The sequence below is a fragment of the Nonomuraea sp. MG754425 genome, from assembly GCF_021699195.1.
Lineage (GTDB): Bacteria > Actinomycetota > Actinomycetes > Streptosporangiales > Streptosporangiaceae > Nonomuraea.
The window spans coordinates 1-14,520 of sequence record NZ_SSXE01000305.1 but is presented as its reverse complement, the minus strand read 5'-3'; the positions used below and the strand labels follow the sequence as shown (position 1 = coordinate 14,520).

Annotated in this window: 17 protein-coding genes and 3 tRNA genes; 12 read left to right on the top strand and 8 right to left on the bottom strand. The window is 70.6% G+C overall.

Annotated features, from left to right (window positions below; genetic code table 11):
• On the bottom strand, positions 1-497 hold a 497-nt coding region (locus FAF44_RS50890), incomplete at its 3' end, for a DUF305 domain-containing protein (protein ID WP_237110705.1).
• Positions 498-578: 81 nt separating this feature from the next.
• On the opposite strand from FAF44_RS50890, the gene FAF44_RS50885 reads away from it, so the two are divergent.
• Positions 579-1,964 (top strand): LVIVD repeat-containing protein, encoded by a 1,386-nt coding sequence (locus FAF44_RS50885; protein WP_237110704.1) that lies wholly within the window; start codon positions 579-581, stop codon positions 1,962-1,964.
• A 54-nt stretch (positions 1,965-2,018) separates the two neighbouring features.
• Here the strand turns inward: FAF44_RS50885 and FAF44_RS50880 are convergent, their stop codons facing one another.
• From FAF44_RS50880 to FAF44_RS50870, 3 genes are read right to left on the bottom strand one after another with little or no spacing between them, the layout of a single operon-like run.
• A complete protein-coding gene (locus FAF44_RS50880; RefSeq protein ID WP_237110703.1) occupies positions 2,019-2,849 on the bottom strand; it encodes an aminotransferase class IV in 831 nt (276 codons plus the stop codon).
• Positions 2,846-3,811 (bottom strand): chorismate-binding protein, encoded by a 966-nt coding sequence (locus FAF44_RS50875; protein ID WP_237110702.1) that lies wholly within the window; start codon positions 3,809-3,811, stop codon positions 2,846-2,848. Before FAF44_RS50875 ends, FAF44_RS50880 begins: the two co-directional genes overlap by 4 nt.
• 29 nt (positions 3,812-3,840) lie before the next feature.
• The gene (locus FAF44_RS50870; protein WP_237110701.1) at positions 3,841-4,758 is read right to left on the bottom strand and encodes a LysR family transcriptional regulator; all 918 of its coding nucleotides are present in this window, start codon (positions 4,756-4,758) and stop codon (positions 3,841-3,843) included.
• 58 nt (positions 4,759-4,816) lie between these two features.
• On the opposite strand from FAF44_RS50870, the gene FAF44_RS50865 reads away from it, so the two are divergent.
• Positions 4,817-6,016 (top strand): Rid family hydrolase, encoded by a 1,200-nt coding sequence (locus FAF44_RS50865; protein WP_237110700.1) that lies wholly within the window; start codon positions 4,817-4,819, stop codon positions 6,014-6,016.
• Between the two features lie 11 nt (positions 6,017-6,027).
• Here FAF44_RS50865 and hutH read toward each other — a convergent pair whose 3' ends face one another.
• From hutH to FAF44_RS50850, 3 genes are read right to left on the bottom strand one after another with little or no spacing between them, the layout of a single operon-like run.
• Positions 6,028-7,578 carry a histidine ammonia-lyase gene (gene hutH / locus FAF44_RS50860; RefSeq protein WP_237110699.1) on the bottom strand — a complete coding sequence of 517 codons (1,551 nt, stop codon included), beginning with the start codon at positions 7,576-7,578 and terminating at the stop codon, positions 6,028-6,030.
• Between the two features lie 16 nt (positions 7,579-7,594).
• Positions 7,595-8,134, bottom strand: a complete 540-nt coding sequence (locus FAF44_RS50855) for a helix-turn-helix transcriptional regulator (RefSeq protein ID WP_237110698.1) — start codon at positions 8,132-8,134, stop codon at positions 7,595-7,597.
• Between the two features lie 44 nt (positions 8,135-8,178).
• Positions 8,179-8,733 carry a hemerythrin domain-containing protein gene (locus tag FAF44_RS50850; protein WP_237110697.1) on the bottom strand — a complete coding sequence of 185 codons (555 nt, stop codon included), beginning with the start codon at positions 8,731-8,733 and terminating at the stop codon, positions 8,179-8,181.
• Between the two features lie 111 nt (positions 8,734-8,844).
• Between FAF44_RS50850 and FAF44_RS50845 the strand changes: the two genes are divergently transcribed.
• From FAF44_RS50845 to FAF44_RS50800, 10 genes are all read left to right on the top strand, one after another.
• Complete coding sequence (locus FAF44_RS50845) at positions 8,845-10,044, top strand: ferritin-like domain-containing protein (protein WP_237110696.1); 1,200 nt, start codon at positions 8,845-8,847, stop codon at positions 10,042-10,044.
• Between the two features lie 37 nt (positions 10,045-10,081).
• Positions 10,082-10,807, top strand: a complete 726-nt coding sequence (locus FAF44_RS50840; RefSeq protein ID WP_237110695.1) for an SDR family NAD(P)-dependent oxidoreductase — start codon at positions 10,082-10,084, stop codon at positions 10,805-10,807.
• Positions 10,808-10,895: 88 nt separating this feature from the next.
• Positions 10,896-10,967: transfer RNA gene (locus FAF44_RS50835), tRNA-Gly, on the top strand.
• A 15-nt stretch (positions 10,968-10,982) separates the two neighbouring features.
• Positions 10,983-11,053, top strand: a tRNA-Cys gene (locus tag FAF44_RS50830).
• A gap of 5 nt (positions 11,054-11,058) precedes the next feature.
• Positions 11,059-11,133, top strand: a tRNA-Val gene (locus tag FAF44_RS50825).
• 231 nt (positions 11,134-11,364) lie between these two features.
• Entirely contained in the window at positions 11,365-11,616 is a 252-nt protein-coding gene (locus FAF44_RS50820) for a hypothetical protein (protein ID WP_237110694.1), read from the top strand.
• Entirely contained in the window at positions 11,606-12,106 is a 501-nt protein-coding gene (locus FAF44_RS50815; protein ID WP_237110693.1) for a DUF6879 family protein, read from the top strand. Before FAF44_RS50820 ends, FAF44_RS50815 begins: the two co-directional genes overlap by 11 nt.
• 10 nt (positions 12,107-12,116) lie before the next feature.
• Positions 12,117-12,965, top strand: coding sequence for a helix-turn-helix transcriptional regulator (locus FAF44_RS50810; RefSeq protein WP_237110692.1), 849 nt, complete (start codon positions 12,117-12,119; stop codon positions 12,963-12,965).
• Between the two features lie 62 nt (positions 12,966-13,027).
• Complete coding sequence (locus FAF44_RS50805; RefSeq protein ID WP_237110691.1) at positions 13,028-13,471, top strand: hypothetical protein; 444 nt, start codon at positions 13,028-13,030, stop codon at positions 13,469-13,471.
• Positions 13,464-14,165: a hypothetical protein gene (locus FAF44_RS50800; RefSeq protein ID WP_237110690.1), complete on the top strand. Its 702-nt coding sequence runs from the start codon at positions 13,464-13,466 to the stop codon at positions 14,163-14,165. Before FAF44_RS50805 ends, FAF44_RS50800 begins: the two co-directional genes overlap by 8 nt.
• 27 nt (positions 14,166-14,192) lie before the next feature.
• Here FAF44_RS50800 and FAF44_RS50795 read toward each other — a convergent pair.
• Positions 14,193-14,520 (bottom strand): hypothetical protein (locus FAF44_RS50795; RefSeq protein WP_237110689.1); only part of this gene is annotated, 328 nt, incomplete at its 5' end.

Here is a 14,520-nt window from a genome sequence, read left to right as displayed (position 1 = left end):
ATCCGCACCGCCCCCTCGTGGTGCCGGATCATGAGCCGCAGGAACAGGCGGTCGAAGGCCGTCCCCCTGGCCGCCCGCAGCTCGTTCAGCTCCTTCTGGGTGGCCATGCCGTAACCCTCCCCCTGCTCGTGGCGGTGCCCGGCCGGGGCCGGGCGGCCCAGTTCCGCCAGCCACGCGGTCATGGCCTTGATCTCCGGGGTCTGCGCCGCGGCGATCTGGCGGGCGAGCGCGCGGACGGACTCCGTGGTCGTCCGGGCCTCCACCAGGGCGGTCATCTCCAGCGCCTGCCGGTGGTGCGGGATCATCCCCTCCGCGAAGCGCACGTCCGCGCCCACCGTGGGGGACGGCGTCGGCCCCACCCGCTCCCCCGGCGTCGCCGTGCGGGCCGGTGCTCCCGGGCTGCCCGGCACGATGACCGGCGCTCCCGTGCCCACAGGTGACGGCCCCTCCGGCGTGGTGGGCTGCTGAGAGCAGGCGGCAAGGGTAAATGTCGCCATAAGTGTGATGAAGATCGTACGCGGCCCATAACCTGCTGACATAGCTTCCATAGTGAGCTACTAGACAAAGGGGAATGCGCGTTGATCTCTGCCAAGTTGCGCGGAGTGTTGCTGTGTACGGTGTTGTTCTGGGCCTCCGCATGTGCCGCGGAAGCGCCCGCCACCGGGGAACAGAACTCCGCCACCGCTCCGCAGGAGAGCAGCGCCGCGGCCGGCACGCCCGCCACACCGCCTCCGGGCGGCGTCATGACGAGCGACAACGTCAAGCACATCGCCAACATGCCGTTGACGGCCCCGTTCAACAATGAAGGCGATCTCGGTACCGATCTTGCGTTCCAGGGCGACTACGCCTATGTGGGGAACTTCGGCGGCTTCACGATCTACGACATCAGTGAGCCGGCCAAGCCCCAGCTCGTCAGCCAGGTGTCCTGCCCGGCGCAACAGAACGACGTCACCGTCTACGAGAACCTGCTGATCCTCTCGATAGACGAGCCGCGCAGCGGCCCCGAGTGCGACTCCCGCGAAGGGGAGCGGCGCTGGGAGGGCCTGCGGATCTTCGACGTCAGCGACAAGAAGAGCCCGCAGTACGTGGGCGCCGTCCAGACCGACTGCGGCTCGCACACGCACACGATGGTGCCCGCCGGAGAGACGCTCTACGTGTACGTCTCCTCCCCCGGCCCCGAGCCGGACTCGGAGACCTGCCCGGCACCGCACGAACTCATCTCGATCGTCGAGGTGCCCATGAAGTCACCGGCGTCCGCGAAGGTCGTGGCCAAGCCGGACATCTTCCCCGAGCGGCAGCACTCCGAGCTGGCCTCCGGCTGCCACGACATCACCGCCTACCCGGAGAAGAAGCTGGCCGCCGCCGCCTGCTTCGGCGACGGCGTGCTCATGGACATCTCCGACCCGGTCCGGCCGAAGGTGCTCCAGCAGCTCACCGACATGGAGAACTTCCAGATCTGGCACTCGGCGACGTTCAACAACGACGGGACGAAGGTCGTCTTCAGCGACGAGTTGGGCGGCGGCAGCCAGGCCACCTGCGACCGCAACACGCCCGCCACCAAGGGCGCGAACGCCGTCTACGACCTGGTCGACGGCACCCTGGAGCGGCGCGGCTACTTCAAGATCCCCCGTGAGCAGCAGCCGAACGAGAACTGCGTGGCCCACAACGGCTCGCTGATCCCGGTGCCGGGCAAGGACGTCATGGTGCAGTCGTGGTACCAGGGCGGCGTGTCGATCTGGGACTTCACCGACTCGGCGAACCCGAAGGAGATCGGCTTCTTCGAGCGCGGCCCGCGCCAGGGCGGCATCGCCGGCTCCTGGTCGGCCTACTACTACAACGGCTACATCTACTCCAGCGACATGACCGAGGGCCTGGACGTCCTGGAGATCACCGACCCGCTCACCGACCCGGCCAAGCAGGTCAGGATGGACGACTTCAACGTCCAGACGCAGAAGTCGTACTGACCGGCGACGCCTGACCCCGGCCGGACCGGCCGGGGTCAGGTCACGGCCGGCGGCTCAGGGGTTGAGGTCGGCGGCGGCGCGCTCGGCGAAGATCCGCGCGGCCTTGGTGGTGATGGGGCCCGGGGCGGCCGGGAGTTCGGTGTCGTCCACCAGCCTGATCGGCTGGACGTCGCGGGTGGTGGAGGTGAGGAACGCCTCCTCGGCCTCGTACAGCGCCGAGAGGGGGACGTCGGTCTCCTCGCCGCCGCACCATTCGAGCACCAGCGCCCTGGTGACGCCGGCCAGGCAGCCGGAGGCCAGGGTGGGGGTGAGCAGGCGGCCGTCGCGGACGATGAAGACGTTGGAGCCGGTGCCCTCGCACAGGTTGCCGGCCAGGTTGCCGAAGAGGGCCTCGCCGCCGCCGCGCCGCTTGGCGTGCAGCAGGGCCTTGGCGTTGTCGCCGTACGAGGTGCTCTTGACGCCCGCCAGGGCGCCGCGCTCGTTGCGCGGCCACGGCACGACGGCGACGTCGGCGGTGGCGGGGAACGACTTCTGCTCGTCCACGATGACGACGGAGGTGGTGCCCTGGTCGCCGCGGTCGGAGCCGAGCGGGCCGGGGCCGCTGGTGTAGGTGACGCGGATGCGGCCGAGCGCCCAGGCCGGCGCGACCTCCAGGAGCTTGGCGATGCCGTCGGCGATGGCCTCGACGTCGGGGTCGGGCAGGTCCATGCGCTGGGCGGAGAGCGTCAGCCGGTCGAGGTGGCGGGTGAGCGCGAACGACTCGCCGTTCACGATCTTGATGGTCTCGAAGACGCCGTCGCCGACCATCAGCCCGTGGTCGAACACCGACACGGTGGCCTGAGCGGGGTCGATCAGCTCCCCGTTGACCCAGACAGGGATGTTCATTCAGTTCCTCCTGTGGATGCCAGTGAGATGAGCCTGGCCGCTTTGAGCTCGGTTTCGAGCCACTCGCGCCCGGGGTCGCTGCCCCAGGTGATGCCCGCTCCCGTGCCGAACCGGATCTCACGCCCGCCGTGGGCCAGGCCCGAGATCCAGAACGTTCTGATGCCGACGGCCAGCGCCGCCCTGCCCCGGTCGGCGTCGACCCAGCCCACCGCCCCACAGTACGGGCCCCGGGGGGCTGGTTCGAGCTCATTGATGATGCGCAGCGCCGACGATTTGGGCGCGCCCGTGACGGACCCGGGCGGGAAGGTGGCCGCGAACAGCTCCGGCCAGCCCGCCCCGGGCGCGAGCCGGGCGCGGACGGTGGAGACGAGGTGGACGAGCCCGGGATGCTCCTCGACCGCGCACAACGCGGGCACCTCGACCGATCCGACGGCCGCGACCTGGCCGAGGTCGTTGCGGACGAGGTCGACGATCATGATGTTCTCGGCGTAGTCCTTCTCGAGGAGGTCCGCGGCGGTCGCGCCGGTGCCCTTGATCGGCCTGGACTCCACGATGTCGCCGTCGCGTGACAGGTAGAGCTCGGGCGAGGCCGACACCACGCTCAGGCCGGGGACGTCGATGACGGCCGCGTACGGGGCCGGGTTGCCGACGGCGAGCCGGGCCGCCAGGGCGAGCGGGTCGGCGTCGGGGCCCACGGGCGCGCTCAGGACGCGGCAGAGGTTCGCCTGGTAGACCTCGCCCCGCTCGATGTGGCCGCGGATGGCCCGGACGCCGTGCTCGTAGGCGGCCCGGTCGAGCGAGCTGTGCCACTGGTCCGCCCGCGGGCCGCGCCACGGGGCGGCGGGCGCGGGCAGGGGCTCCCGGCGCACCCGGTCGAACCGGGCGCACGTCACCTTGCCCTCGTAGTCGACGACGACGGCCCACCAGCCCTCGCCGTCGAGCGCGGCGAGGTCTGAGGTCACGTCGCGCAGGCCGGAGGCCAGAAAGCCTCCTAAGTGGGCAAAACCGTCGTACACACCTCCCATTGTCCCAGCATCTCGACCAGCTCCAGCGCGGCGGGTAGTGGCGTCTCGGGGAGGGCCGCGTAGACCTTGCGTGCGGGTGTCGTACCCCTGAGGGGTTTGAGCACCAGATCCGCCGGTACGGCGCGCGCCGCCAGCTCCGGCACGAGCGTCACCCCGAGCCCGGCGGCCACGAACCCGAACTTGCCCGACCATTCGGCCACCCGGGGCCCGCCGCGCGGCCGGAACCCGGCCGCCGCGCACGCCGTCAGAAGCAGCGTCGGCTGGCCGCGCGGGGCGGCCTCGATCCAGCTCTCCCCGGCCAGGTCGCGCAGGTCGACGTCCGGCTCGGCGGCCAGCCGGTGCCCGGCGGGCAGCGCGACCAGCAGCCGGTCGGCCAGCAGCGGCACCGTTCGCGCGCCCTCTCCCGGCAGCCCGGACGGGTAGTCGCTGATCACGGCGACGTCGAGCGCCCCGGCGCGCAGCCGCTCCAGCAGCCGGCCGCTGAGCGCCTCGGTCAGCCGCAGCTCCACGCCGGGACGCCGCTCGGCGAACCGCCTGAGCGTGCCCGGCACCAGGTCGATGTTGGCCGTGGCGAACGCGCCCACCCGCAGGACGCCGCCGTGCCCCCCGTGGATGGCCGCCAGCTCCTCGCTCGCGCGTTCGAGCCGGTCGAGCACGGCGACGGCGTGCCGGTGCAGGGCCGCTCCCGCAGGCGTCAGGCGCACGCCGCGGGCCAGCCGCTCGAACAGCGGCCCGCCGGCGGCGCGTTCGAGCGCGGCGACACGGCGGGAGACCGCCGACTGGGTGAGTCCGAACAGCTCGGCGGCGGCCGTGAACGAGCCGCTCGTGGCGACCTCGTCGAAGAGCCGCAGGGAGCCGGCGTCAAAGGCATTCGTCTCAAGCATGGCAGGCATGCAATGTAGTCGGTGGTGGAATGTCTCGGGCTGAGGTTTGCTCAAATCTGTGATTACTTTCCTCGGACAGGGGCGCATGGGCGCCCCCATGGCCCGGCGGCTCGTGGCGGCCGGGCACGACGTGACGACGTGGCAGCGTTCCGGCGGGGTGCCGGTGGCCACCGCGGTGGCCGGCGCCGACCTGGTCATCACGATGCTCAGCGATCCCGCGGCGGTGCGCGAGGTGCTGACCGCGGCGCTGCCGGGGCTGCGGCCCGGGGCGACGGTGGTGGAGATGTCCACGATCGGCCCGCAGGCGGTGCACGGGTTGCGCGCGCTGCTGCCGCCGTCGGTGGCGCTGGTGGACGCGCCCGTGCTGGGCAGCGTGGGCCCCGCGACGGAGGGCAAGCTGACCGTGCTGGCCGGCGGCGACGTGTCGGGCTGCCGCACGGTGCTGTCGGTGCTCGGGTCGGTGCGCGAGTGCGGGCCGCTGGGGTCCGGCGCGGCCATGAAGATCGCCGTCATGAGCGCGCTCGTCCCGGCCCAGGTGCTGCTGGCGGAGACGTTCGCGTACGGCGCGGCGCACGGCGTGGACCGGGCCGCGTTGATCGACGTGTTGACCGGCACCCCGCTGGGCGCGCTGGCCGAGCGGCTACGGGTGCCGTCGGCGGAGACCCGCTACTCCCTGGCCCACGCCACGAAGGACCTGGAACTGGGGGCCTGGCCGGACGCCACGATGGCCACGGCCGCCCGCACCAGGCTGCAGCGGGCGCGGGCCGCCGGGCTCGGCGAGCGCGACCTGAGCGCCGTCGCCGGGCCCGTCGCCCCGTCCACGGCCCCGGGGCGGGCCGATGAGCGGACCGGCGCGGACCCCGCGCGCCGGGCCGTGCCGGTCAACCTGGCCACGATCCCCGCGACGAACGGCGCGTACTCGCACGCCGTGCGGGCCGGCGACACGCTCTACGTCTCCGGCCAGGCCGCCTTCGATGAGCGGGGCGAGGTGGTCGCCCCCGGTTCGATGGCGGCGCAGGCCGAGCACGTCTTCCAGGTGATCGCGCGCATCCTGGCCGATCAGGGGGCCGGGTGGGAGGACGTCGCGTTCATCAGGTCGTACCTGACGGACATGGACGACCGGGCCGAGTACGGGCGGGTGCGCAGGAGGTACCTCACCGGCACGCCCCCGGCCAGCACGACGGTGGAGGTGTCGAAGCTGTTCATGCCGGGGCTGGTGCTGGAGGTGGACCTGATCGTGGCCCTGCCCGCCCGGTGACGCGGGAGGGATCAGTCGAGGGGGCCGGTGACCGACTCCGCCGCCGCGACCACGCCGCCCTCGGCCACCAGGCGCACGGCGGAGTCGATCTCCGGGGCGAGGTAGCGGTCGGGGCCCGGCGCGGGCACGGTCTCGCGCAGGGCCGCGAGCACGGCCGCCGTCGCGGGCGCGGGCTCCAGCGGCGCGCGCAGGTCGAGCGCGCGGGCGGCGGTGAGCACCTCGATGGCCAGCACCCTGGTCAGCCCGTCCACGGACCTGCGCAGCTTGCGGGCCGCCGACCAGCCCATGGAGACGTGGTCCTCCTGCATGGCGGAGCTGGGGATGGAGTCGACGCTGGCGGGCACGGCCAGGCGCTTCAGCTCGGAGACGATGGCCGCCTGCGTGTACTGGGCGATCATGTGGCCGGAGTCGACACCGGGGTCGTCGGCCAGGAAGGCGGGCAGGCCGTGGTTGCGGGCCACGTCGAGGAAGCGGTCGGTCCGCCGCTCGGACATCGAGGCCAGGTCGGCGACCACGACGGCGAGGAAGTCCAGCACGTACGCCAGCGGCGCGCCGTGGAAGTTGCCGTTGGACTCGACGCGGCCGTCGGCCAGCACGGCCGGGTTGTCGACGGCGCTGGCCAGCTCCCACCCGGCGACGGTGGCGGCGTGCGCGATCGTGTCGCGGGCCGCTCCGGCGACCTGGGGGGCGCAGCGCAGCGAGTAGGCGTCCTGGACGCGGGTGCAGGCGGCCGGGTCGCGGTGGCTGGCCATGATGCCCGAGTCGCGCAGGACCTTCGTCATGTTGGCGGCCGACAGCGCCTGGCCCGGGTGCGGGCGCAGCGCCTGCAGCTCGGGCGCGAACACGCGGTCGGTGCCGAGCAGCGCCTCCACGCTCATCGCGGCGCTCACGTCGGCGGTCCTGACCAGCCTGGTGAGGTCGTCGATGGCCAGGACGAGCATGCCGAGCATGCCGTCCGTGCCGTTGATCAGCGCCAGGCCCTCCTTGGCGGCCAGCTCGACCGGGTCGATCCGGGCCTGCTTGAGCGCCTCGGCCGCCGGCCGCACCGCGCCCGAGGCGTCGCGTACGACGCCCTCGCCCATCAGCGCGAGCGCCACGTGCGCCAGCGGCGCCAGGTCGCCGGAGCAGCCGAGGCTGCCGTACTCGTACACCATGGGGGTGATGCCCGCGCTGATCAGCGCGGCCAGGGTCTTGGCGGTGGTCGGCCTGATCCCGGTGTGGCCGGTGGCCAGCGTGCTCAGGCGCAGCAGCATGAGCGCCCGCACGACCTCGGTCTCCACCTCGGGGCCGCTGCCGGCCGCGTGCGAGCGCACCAGCGAGCGCTGCAGCCGGGCGCGCAGCGCCGGGTCGATGTGCCGGGTGGCCAGCGCGCCGAACCCGGTCGAGATGCCGTACGCCGGCACCGGGCTCTCGGCCAGCTCGTCCACCCGCTGGCGGGCCGCCGAGATCGCGGCGATGGCGTCGTCGGTGAGCTGTACGGGGGCGCCGTGGCGGGCCACCCTGATGACGTCGTCGAAGGACAGGGGCTGGGGGCCGACGTTCACGACTCCGTTGTCGCGCATGGTGCGTCTCTCTCACTTAGGTAACCGGCGTAACCGATGTTAGCCCCTTACCGGAGAACAGTTCCGCCAGGCCCTCCCCCGCCACGTCCACGCCCAGGCGGGACAGCAGCCGCTCCCCCCGGTCGGTCACGTCGTGGCCGGCGTAGTGGCCGCCCTCCTTGAGCCGGTCGAGCAGGCTCACCCCGGCCCGCCCCGCGAGGTGGTCGTAGCAGGTACGGGCCTCCTCCAGGAGCCTGGCCTGCCGCGACTGGCGCAACGAGCGCACCGGCGGCCGGGCGCTGATCCCGGCCAGCGCCTCCAGCACCTCGGCGATCTCGTGCCCGGCCAGGCGGTAGTAGCGGTGGCGGCCCTGTGGCACGACGTCCACGAGCCGGCCGTCGAGCAGCTTGGCCAGGTGGGCGCTCGCGGTGGCCGCGCTCACCCCCGACATCCTGGCCAGTTCCCCGGCCGCCAGCGCCTTGCCGCCGAGCAGCGCCGTCAGGATCGCGGCCCGTGTCGGGTCGGCGATCAGCGCCGCGACCGGGGCGATGTCGGCGTCCCTGGCGATGTGCTCCATGCCCCCGACGTTAGTACGCCGACGTTTCGACCCGCGTCGAAGGGTCAGCGCCCCTTGCCGAGCGCCTTGCGGATCAGGTCGCGGGCCCGGTCCATGACCGCGAGCGGCGGGCCCAGGACGAGGTTCCCGGCCGCGGACTCCGTGCCCGGATGCGGGCGCACCGGGGCCAGCGACTCGGCCGCGCGCACCGCCGCCGCCATCGCGCGCCGCTCCACGACGGAGGTGTTCGCGCGCAGCCTGGCGAACTCGTAGCGCTCCTCGCTGCGGGCGTGCGCGGTCACGACGGCGCGCAGCGCGGCCAGCCCGTCCCAGAACTGCGGGTGGTCCACGCCGCTCTTGTGCAGGTCGAGCAGGAGGCGCTTGGCCCGGTGCTCCTCGCCCAGCCGGTCGGCCACGACGCCCTGGCCGTTGTCGAGCTTGCGGCGCGCGTACGGGTGGACGATCTCCTCCTCGGCGGTCTCGTGCACGGACAACATGCGCGTCAGCCGGTCGAACGCCTCCCCCACGCGGTCCGGAGGCGCCTGCTCCACCTCGTCGAACAGGTCCCTGATCCGGCCGTGCTGGGCCATCAGCAGGTCGATGACATCGTGTTCAGCCACGTCAGCGCCGTACCCCCGGCCGTCCCCGGCACGCGCCGGCTTACCGAACGCGGGCCGTTCGAGCACCGAACGCGGAGGTTGCCGCCACGGGCGGCGGGTACGCGCAGCGACATGGCCTTCGACCCACTCCAGCAGCGGGGCATCCCGCTGGACGAGCAGCCGCGGAACTGGCGGGAGCTGAACGTCACGCCGATCGACCCCGACCACGCCGACCCGTACACGCGGTGCCGGATCATCACGATGAACGGGATCGAGGCCGAGGCGATCCAGTTCAGCCACCAGCTCGCCCGCCACTGCCCCGACCTGGAGATCAGGCAGCAGCTCGCCCGGGTCCGCTACATCGAGGCGCAGCAGCAGAAGGTGGTCGGCTGGCTGCTGCCGGGCTCGTCGTCGGTGCTGGAGACGACGATCGCGTACGAGCAGACCGCCGTGGACCTGACGGCGTGGGCGGCCCGCATGGAACCGGACCCGTACCTGAAGCAGGCTTACCAGTTCGGGCTGCTGGAGCACTTCGACCACCTGTACCGCTACGCCAACCTGTACGAGACGATCGAGCACCGCGGGGCCGACAAGATCGTCGGCCGCCTGACCGAGGTCACGCCGGGCCGCCCGACGTACCTGCAGCACCGCGACCCCCTGGACAACGTGCGCCAGCCGTACGACCGCAGCGTCACCGAGCCGCTGTCCCGGCTGCACGCGCTGACGATCACGGCGGCCGAGCAGCAGGCCATGACCTTCTCCATGATCATGGGCCCGTCCTTCATGGAGCCGGCCGCCCGTCAGCTCTACCAGGAGATCGGCCTCGTCCAGGAGGGGCATCTGACCCACTACGAGTCGCTCGTGGACCCCACCGAGAGCTGGTGGGAGCGGCTGCTCAACCACGAGTACAACGAGTGCTACCTGTACTACTCCTTCATGGAGACCGAGCCCGACCCGAAGGTGAAGGCCGTCTGGGAGCTGCACCTCGACATGGAGCTGGAGCACCTGCGGCTGGCCGCCGAGTTGTTCAAGCGGTTCGACGGGCGCGACCCCGACCAGGTGCTCGCCCCGGCGCTGCCGCCGCCGGTGACGTTCGAGCCGAACAAGGGCTACCTGCGCGACCTGCTCGCCACCCAGATCGACTGCACGACGCTGGGCACCGGGTACGTGCGGGAGGCGCACGAGCGCTTCACCCGGATGCAGGAGACCGTGATGGGCGGTGAGAAGCCGGCGTCCGAGCGGGTCATCGACGACAACCGGGCCATCTCCGGCCGCGAGTACCGCCTGGAGACGGAGGGGCCGCACCCGGCGGGCCTCCAGCTCAGCCGCTGACCCGGCGGCCGGGCTCCGCTGGCTAGAGTCTGGGCCCATGACAACCGTCGCGCTCGTCACGGGCGCATCGCGCGGGCTCGGGGCCGTGATCGCCCGCAGGCTGGCCGCCGACGGCCTGGCCGTGGCCGTCAACTACCGCTCCGACCAGGACGGGGCCGAGCGGGTGGTGGACGCCGTCCGCACGGCGGGCGGCGTCGCCGAGGCGTTCGCGGCCGACGTCACGGACGAGCCCGCCGTCGAGAGCCTGGTCGCCGCCGTCACCGGGCGGCTCGGCCCGGTGGGCGTGCTGGTGGCCAACGCGACCGGCCCGCAGCCGTCCGCCGGCGTCGCGGACCTCACCTGGCAGGCGCACCTCGACCAGCTCACGTTCTTCGTCAAGAGCCCGACCCTGCTCGTCCGGGCGGTGCTGCCGGGCATGCGGGAACGGGGCGGCGGGCGCGTCGTCCAGATCGGCTCCGACATCGTGGACCGCAGGCCGGCCGGCACGTCCGCCTACACCGCCGCCAAGGCCGCCCAGCACTCCCTCACCGAGGTGTGGGCCAGGGAGCTGGGCCCGTACGGCATCACGGTGAACGTCGTCGCGCCCGGCTGGATCCCGGTCGAGCGGCACGCGGGCGTGGACGAGAGCGGGTACCGCGCCGAGGTGCCGCTGGGGCGGATGGGCACGCCCGAGGACGTCGCGGCGGCCGTGTCGTACCTCGCCTCGGAGGGCGGCGCGTTCGTTACCGGGCAGCGGATCACCGTCAACGGCGGGCACACGTGACCTGGGCGGGCGTATTCCAGTTTGGGGACTCGGCCAGGATTCGCTAGAGTGCTCTCGTCGCCCCGGGGTCATGGCCCAAGGGGCGGATGCGGAAGTGGCTCAGTGGTAGAGCATCACCTTGCCAAGGTGAGGGTCGCGGGTTCGAATCCCGTCTTCCGCTCGGAGCTTCCGGCTCGGTGGCGTGGCCGAGAGGCGAGGCAGCGGCCTGCAAAGCCGTCCACACGGGTTCAAATCCCGTCGCCACCTCGCAAGGACGATTAGCTCAGCGGGAGAGCGCTTCCCTGACACGGAAGAGGTCACTGGTTCAATCCCAGTATCGTCCACCAGGCTCCACAGCAGACCAGGGTTGACCTGGTCAAACAGGAGTGATAGCCCCAGCTCACGGCATCCGCCGGGAGTCTGGGGCTTCTTGTTGTTCCGGGTTGGTCATGGATGTTGTCAGCACCGGTGCTGACGTTGTGCTGACCCGCGATAGTCGTAAATTGGCGACCGTCCTTGACGGCCACCCGGCCACGCCTCAAGCTCGCCATTGTGCAAGTTCAAGCACACTCGGAGCAGTGGAGGGCAACATGGCGCTACGGTTCATCGGCATCGACCCGACCACGGACGGGAACAACTGCCCTTCCGTGTGGGTGGACGAGGCAGACGGCAGCATCGTCATACAAGGGTGGGAACTGACCAACCCCGAAGATCTAGCCCAGGTCGCCGCCCGCAGTCCCATCCCCGACAATGAGAAGGTCGTCCGCGTCCCCCGACGCATGGCCAGCCTGCTGATGGAGGCGTGTGGTGGAGCCCCCCATGACCTTTGAGGAGATGCTGGCCAGTGCCCAGCACTCAGCGGTTCATCTGGAGATGCGGGACACGTACGTACCGGACGACCCCTCGTTCATCGCCTGGCAGGGCGGGCCTCCTTACGACCGCACAGAGCGAGAGCGTGACTGGCACCAGCTCATAGAAAGCACGCGAGCAAAAGGTGTCACAGTACGCCGTGCCCGCATCGTGTCTGAGCCGGTCACCGACTACATCCGGTTCGAGCACTCGGTTACCGACTCGATGAACATCAAGGCCGGGGAGCAGGTCAGATGGCTTCCCCGACGGCAAGCGTCTGACTTGCTGCTGCCCGGAAACGACATCTGGGTGTTCGATGAACACCTGATCCGCTTCGGCTTCTTCGCCGGTGATGGTCGCTACCTGGGTGACGATGTGGTCAGCGATCCGGACGTGATCAAGCGCTGCCTGACAGCCTTTGAGGCGGTCTGGGAGCGCGCCGTAGACCATGCGGAGTACCGGCTCGTCTGAAGTCCGACACATGCGCACCTCGCCATCCTCAAGTGCACAGCAAGCACGTCAGGGCATCGCTCACCGTCTCCGGGAGATTCGGCTTGACGCCGGAATGACAGCACGGGCTGTCGCACAGATGGCGGGGTGGCATGAGTCCAAGGCATCCAAGATCGAGCACGGGCGAACGTTCCCTTCAGAGGCTGACATCAGGGCGTGGTGTGCTGCATGCCGGGCCGAGGATCAGACCGCCGAGTTGATCGCCGCCGCGCGGGCGGCAGACCTGATGTATGTGGAGTGGAAGCGGCTTCAGAGGACCGGCCTGCGGCAGCTCCAGCTCTCTAAGATCAAGATGTACGAGCAGGTCAGACACTTCCGTGTCTACTGCTCCAATGTCGTTCCCGGCCTCTTTCAGACGGCCGCTTACGCCGAAGCCCTGTTGTCATCGATCGCGACGTTCCGCGAGGCCCCCAACGATGTAGCGCAGGCGGTAGCGGCCAGGGTGGCGCGAGCACGCTTCCTTCACGAAGGTGACCACCGCTTCGCGGTGCTGGTCGAGGAATGGGTACTGCGGAGCCGGATCGGTGATCCTGAGGTCATGGCTGGGCAGCTTGGACACCTGCTCGCGATCATGTCGCTGCCCTCCGTGTCTGTGGGGATCATCCCGCAGAGCGCCGAACGACGTATGTGGCCGATCGAAGCATTCAATATCTTCGACGACACCCTAGTGCAGGTGGAACTGCTCACTGCGGAGATCAACGTGAGTCAGCCATCAGAGATCGCCCAGTACGTCAGAGGGTTCAACCAATTGGCCGAGTTGGCCGTGTATGGGGCGGCGGCTCGACGACTCATTTCCTCCGCCATTGGCGAGCTTGCTTGATTACGAGCAAGTTCGAGCACACTCGTTGAGACCATGATTTCCGCATCCCTACCGTCGTGGGTATGGCGGGCACACACACGACCGGATCGGATGCCGCACTGCTCTGTCGGCCAATCACCGAGGAGACGGCGGCAGAGCAGAACGCGGCCCTCGACCACCTTCTGACGCATCTGACCATCACCGGCATTCACGCTGAACTGATCAAGCGGCAGATTCCCACGCGATGCGCGGTCAAGCTGTACGCGAGCGGGGAGTCGCTTTGGCATCCTCCGGAACTCGTCATCTACACCGATGCCGGATGGCGGGTCGCCACGGTCTCCATCGGGGAGCGCTCCGGTAGCTACATGGTCGCGCTGGCACGCGTCGGGGCAGACGACGAGCCGCAGACCGGCCGGGTGGAAGTCGTGCCGGCCATTCTGCCCCACCGCGCCGCCCTCCTGGTGGCGCAACAGGCGGCGATTCTCGCACTGCCGGAAGGGCGTCATGGTTCAGCGATCAGTGGCTAGCGTCGGGCAGCAGGGCGACACGGACGACAGGCGCTCGCGAGCGGGGTTCGTCGTGAGCGGTTACACGACCGTCCCGTACACCATCGCCTACGCCAACGAACTGGTAGAGGATCCGATCTCCTTCGAGTGGCACAACCGCGAGAACCGGCTGACCTACGGCAAGCCGCGCCGTGGTGATTGGATGCACGGCGTTCTTCTCGGCCGGGTGCGCGACCTGCGCGACCGGCCGGACCGGCGCGGCCCCGAGCGGATGCGGAAACTGAACCGGCAGCGCCAGAGGAGATGCATGGACAAGCTCCTGTGTCAGGTGTGCGGCGCTCCGGCGACCGATCCGGACTCGGGTCTCATCCCGTGGGTGCTGACCAAGACGGTGTTCGAGCGGACCGGTCCGGACAGCGGGCGCACGAACGCCCCGCCGACGTGCTGGACCTGCATGCCGGAAGCCCTGGAACAGTGCCCCATGCTCAACGACGACTTCGCCCTCTACACCGTCGCCTCGACCACGAGCGCGGGCGTCCTCGCTGACCTTTACCGGCTGGGCGTCCCCACGCCCACCCTGTCGCGCCGGAACGTTTTCGTGGCCTGGGACGCCATCGCCTTCCACGCCCGCGCTCTGGCCACCTCTCACGTGGTCGAGCTGCATGGCATGCGGGCCGTGAACGCCCTCGACTGGGGGAGCCTGGCCGCCGCTTAGCCGGGTGCCCTCCGACCTCGTGTGAGGTCAGCGGGGAGCGCTCCTGAAGACAGCCCCGGCTGAGATGTGCGCTGGTTCTCCCTCTGCCGGGGTGTAGATCCCCAGGTTCTTCCCGCCTGGGGTGTGGGGTCCCTGGTCGTCCTTTCGATCGTCTGCGATTTCACGTACAAGGCTGACGTACGAACGAAACAGGCCCCCGGCCGTGAAGCCGGGAGCCCCCGGCGCCTTTCGCACTGCGCTCTTCACAACTTCGATCGTGTCGAGCTGGGCCACGATCTCCCGAAGGTCGGCCGCCTTGATGTTGAGCGTCCGGTAGATCTCCGTAGTCTGGGGCTTCTTGGCGTTCCGGGCCGGC

What these genes read in the sequence shown, in the direction of transcription:
- FAF44_RS50880 (WP_237110703.1), bottom strand. Translation starts at nt 2,849, where the DNA reads ATGAACATCCCTGTCTGGGTCAACGGGGAGCTGATCGACCCCGCTCAG.
- FAF44_RS50870 (WP_237110701.1), bottom strand. Translation starts at nt 4,758, where the DNA reads ATGCTTGAGACGAATGCCTTTGACGCCGGCTCCCTGCGGCTCTTCGAC.
- hutH (WP_237110699.1), bottom strand. Translation starts at nt 7,578, where the DNA reads ATGCGCGACAACGGAGTCGTGAACGTCGGCCCCCAGCCCCTGTCCTTC.
- FAF44_RS50855 (WP_237110698.1), bottom strand. Translation starts at nt 8,134, where the DNA reads ATGGAGCACATCGCCAGGGACGCCGACATCGCCCCGGTCGCGGCGCTG.
- FAF44_RS50845 (WP_237110696.1), top strand. Translation starts at nt 8,845, where the DNA reads ATGGCCTTCGACCCACTCCAGCAGCGGGGCATCCCGCTGGACGAGCAG.
- FAF44_RS50840 (WP_237110695.1), top strand. Translation starts at nt 10,082, where the DNA reads ATGACAACCGTCGCGCTCGTCACGGGCGCATCGCGCGGGCTCGGGGCC.
- FAF44_RS50815 (WP_237110693.1), top strand. Translation starts at nt 11,606, where the DNA reads ATGACCTTTGAGGAGATGCTGGCCAGTGCCCAGCACTCAGCGGTTCAT.
- FAF44_RS50810 (WP_237110692.1), top strand. Translation starts at nt 12,117, where the DNA reads ATGCGCACCTCGCCATCCTCAAGTGCACAGCAAGCACGTCAGGGCATC.
- FAF44_RS50805 (WP_237110691.1), top strand. Translation starts at nt 13,028, where the DNA reads ATGGCGGGCACACACACGACCGGATCGGATGCCGCACTGCTCTGTCGG.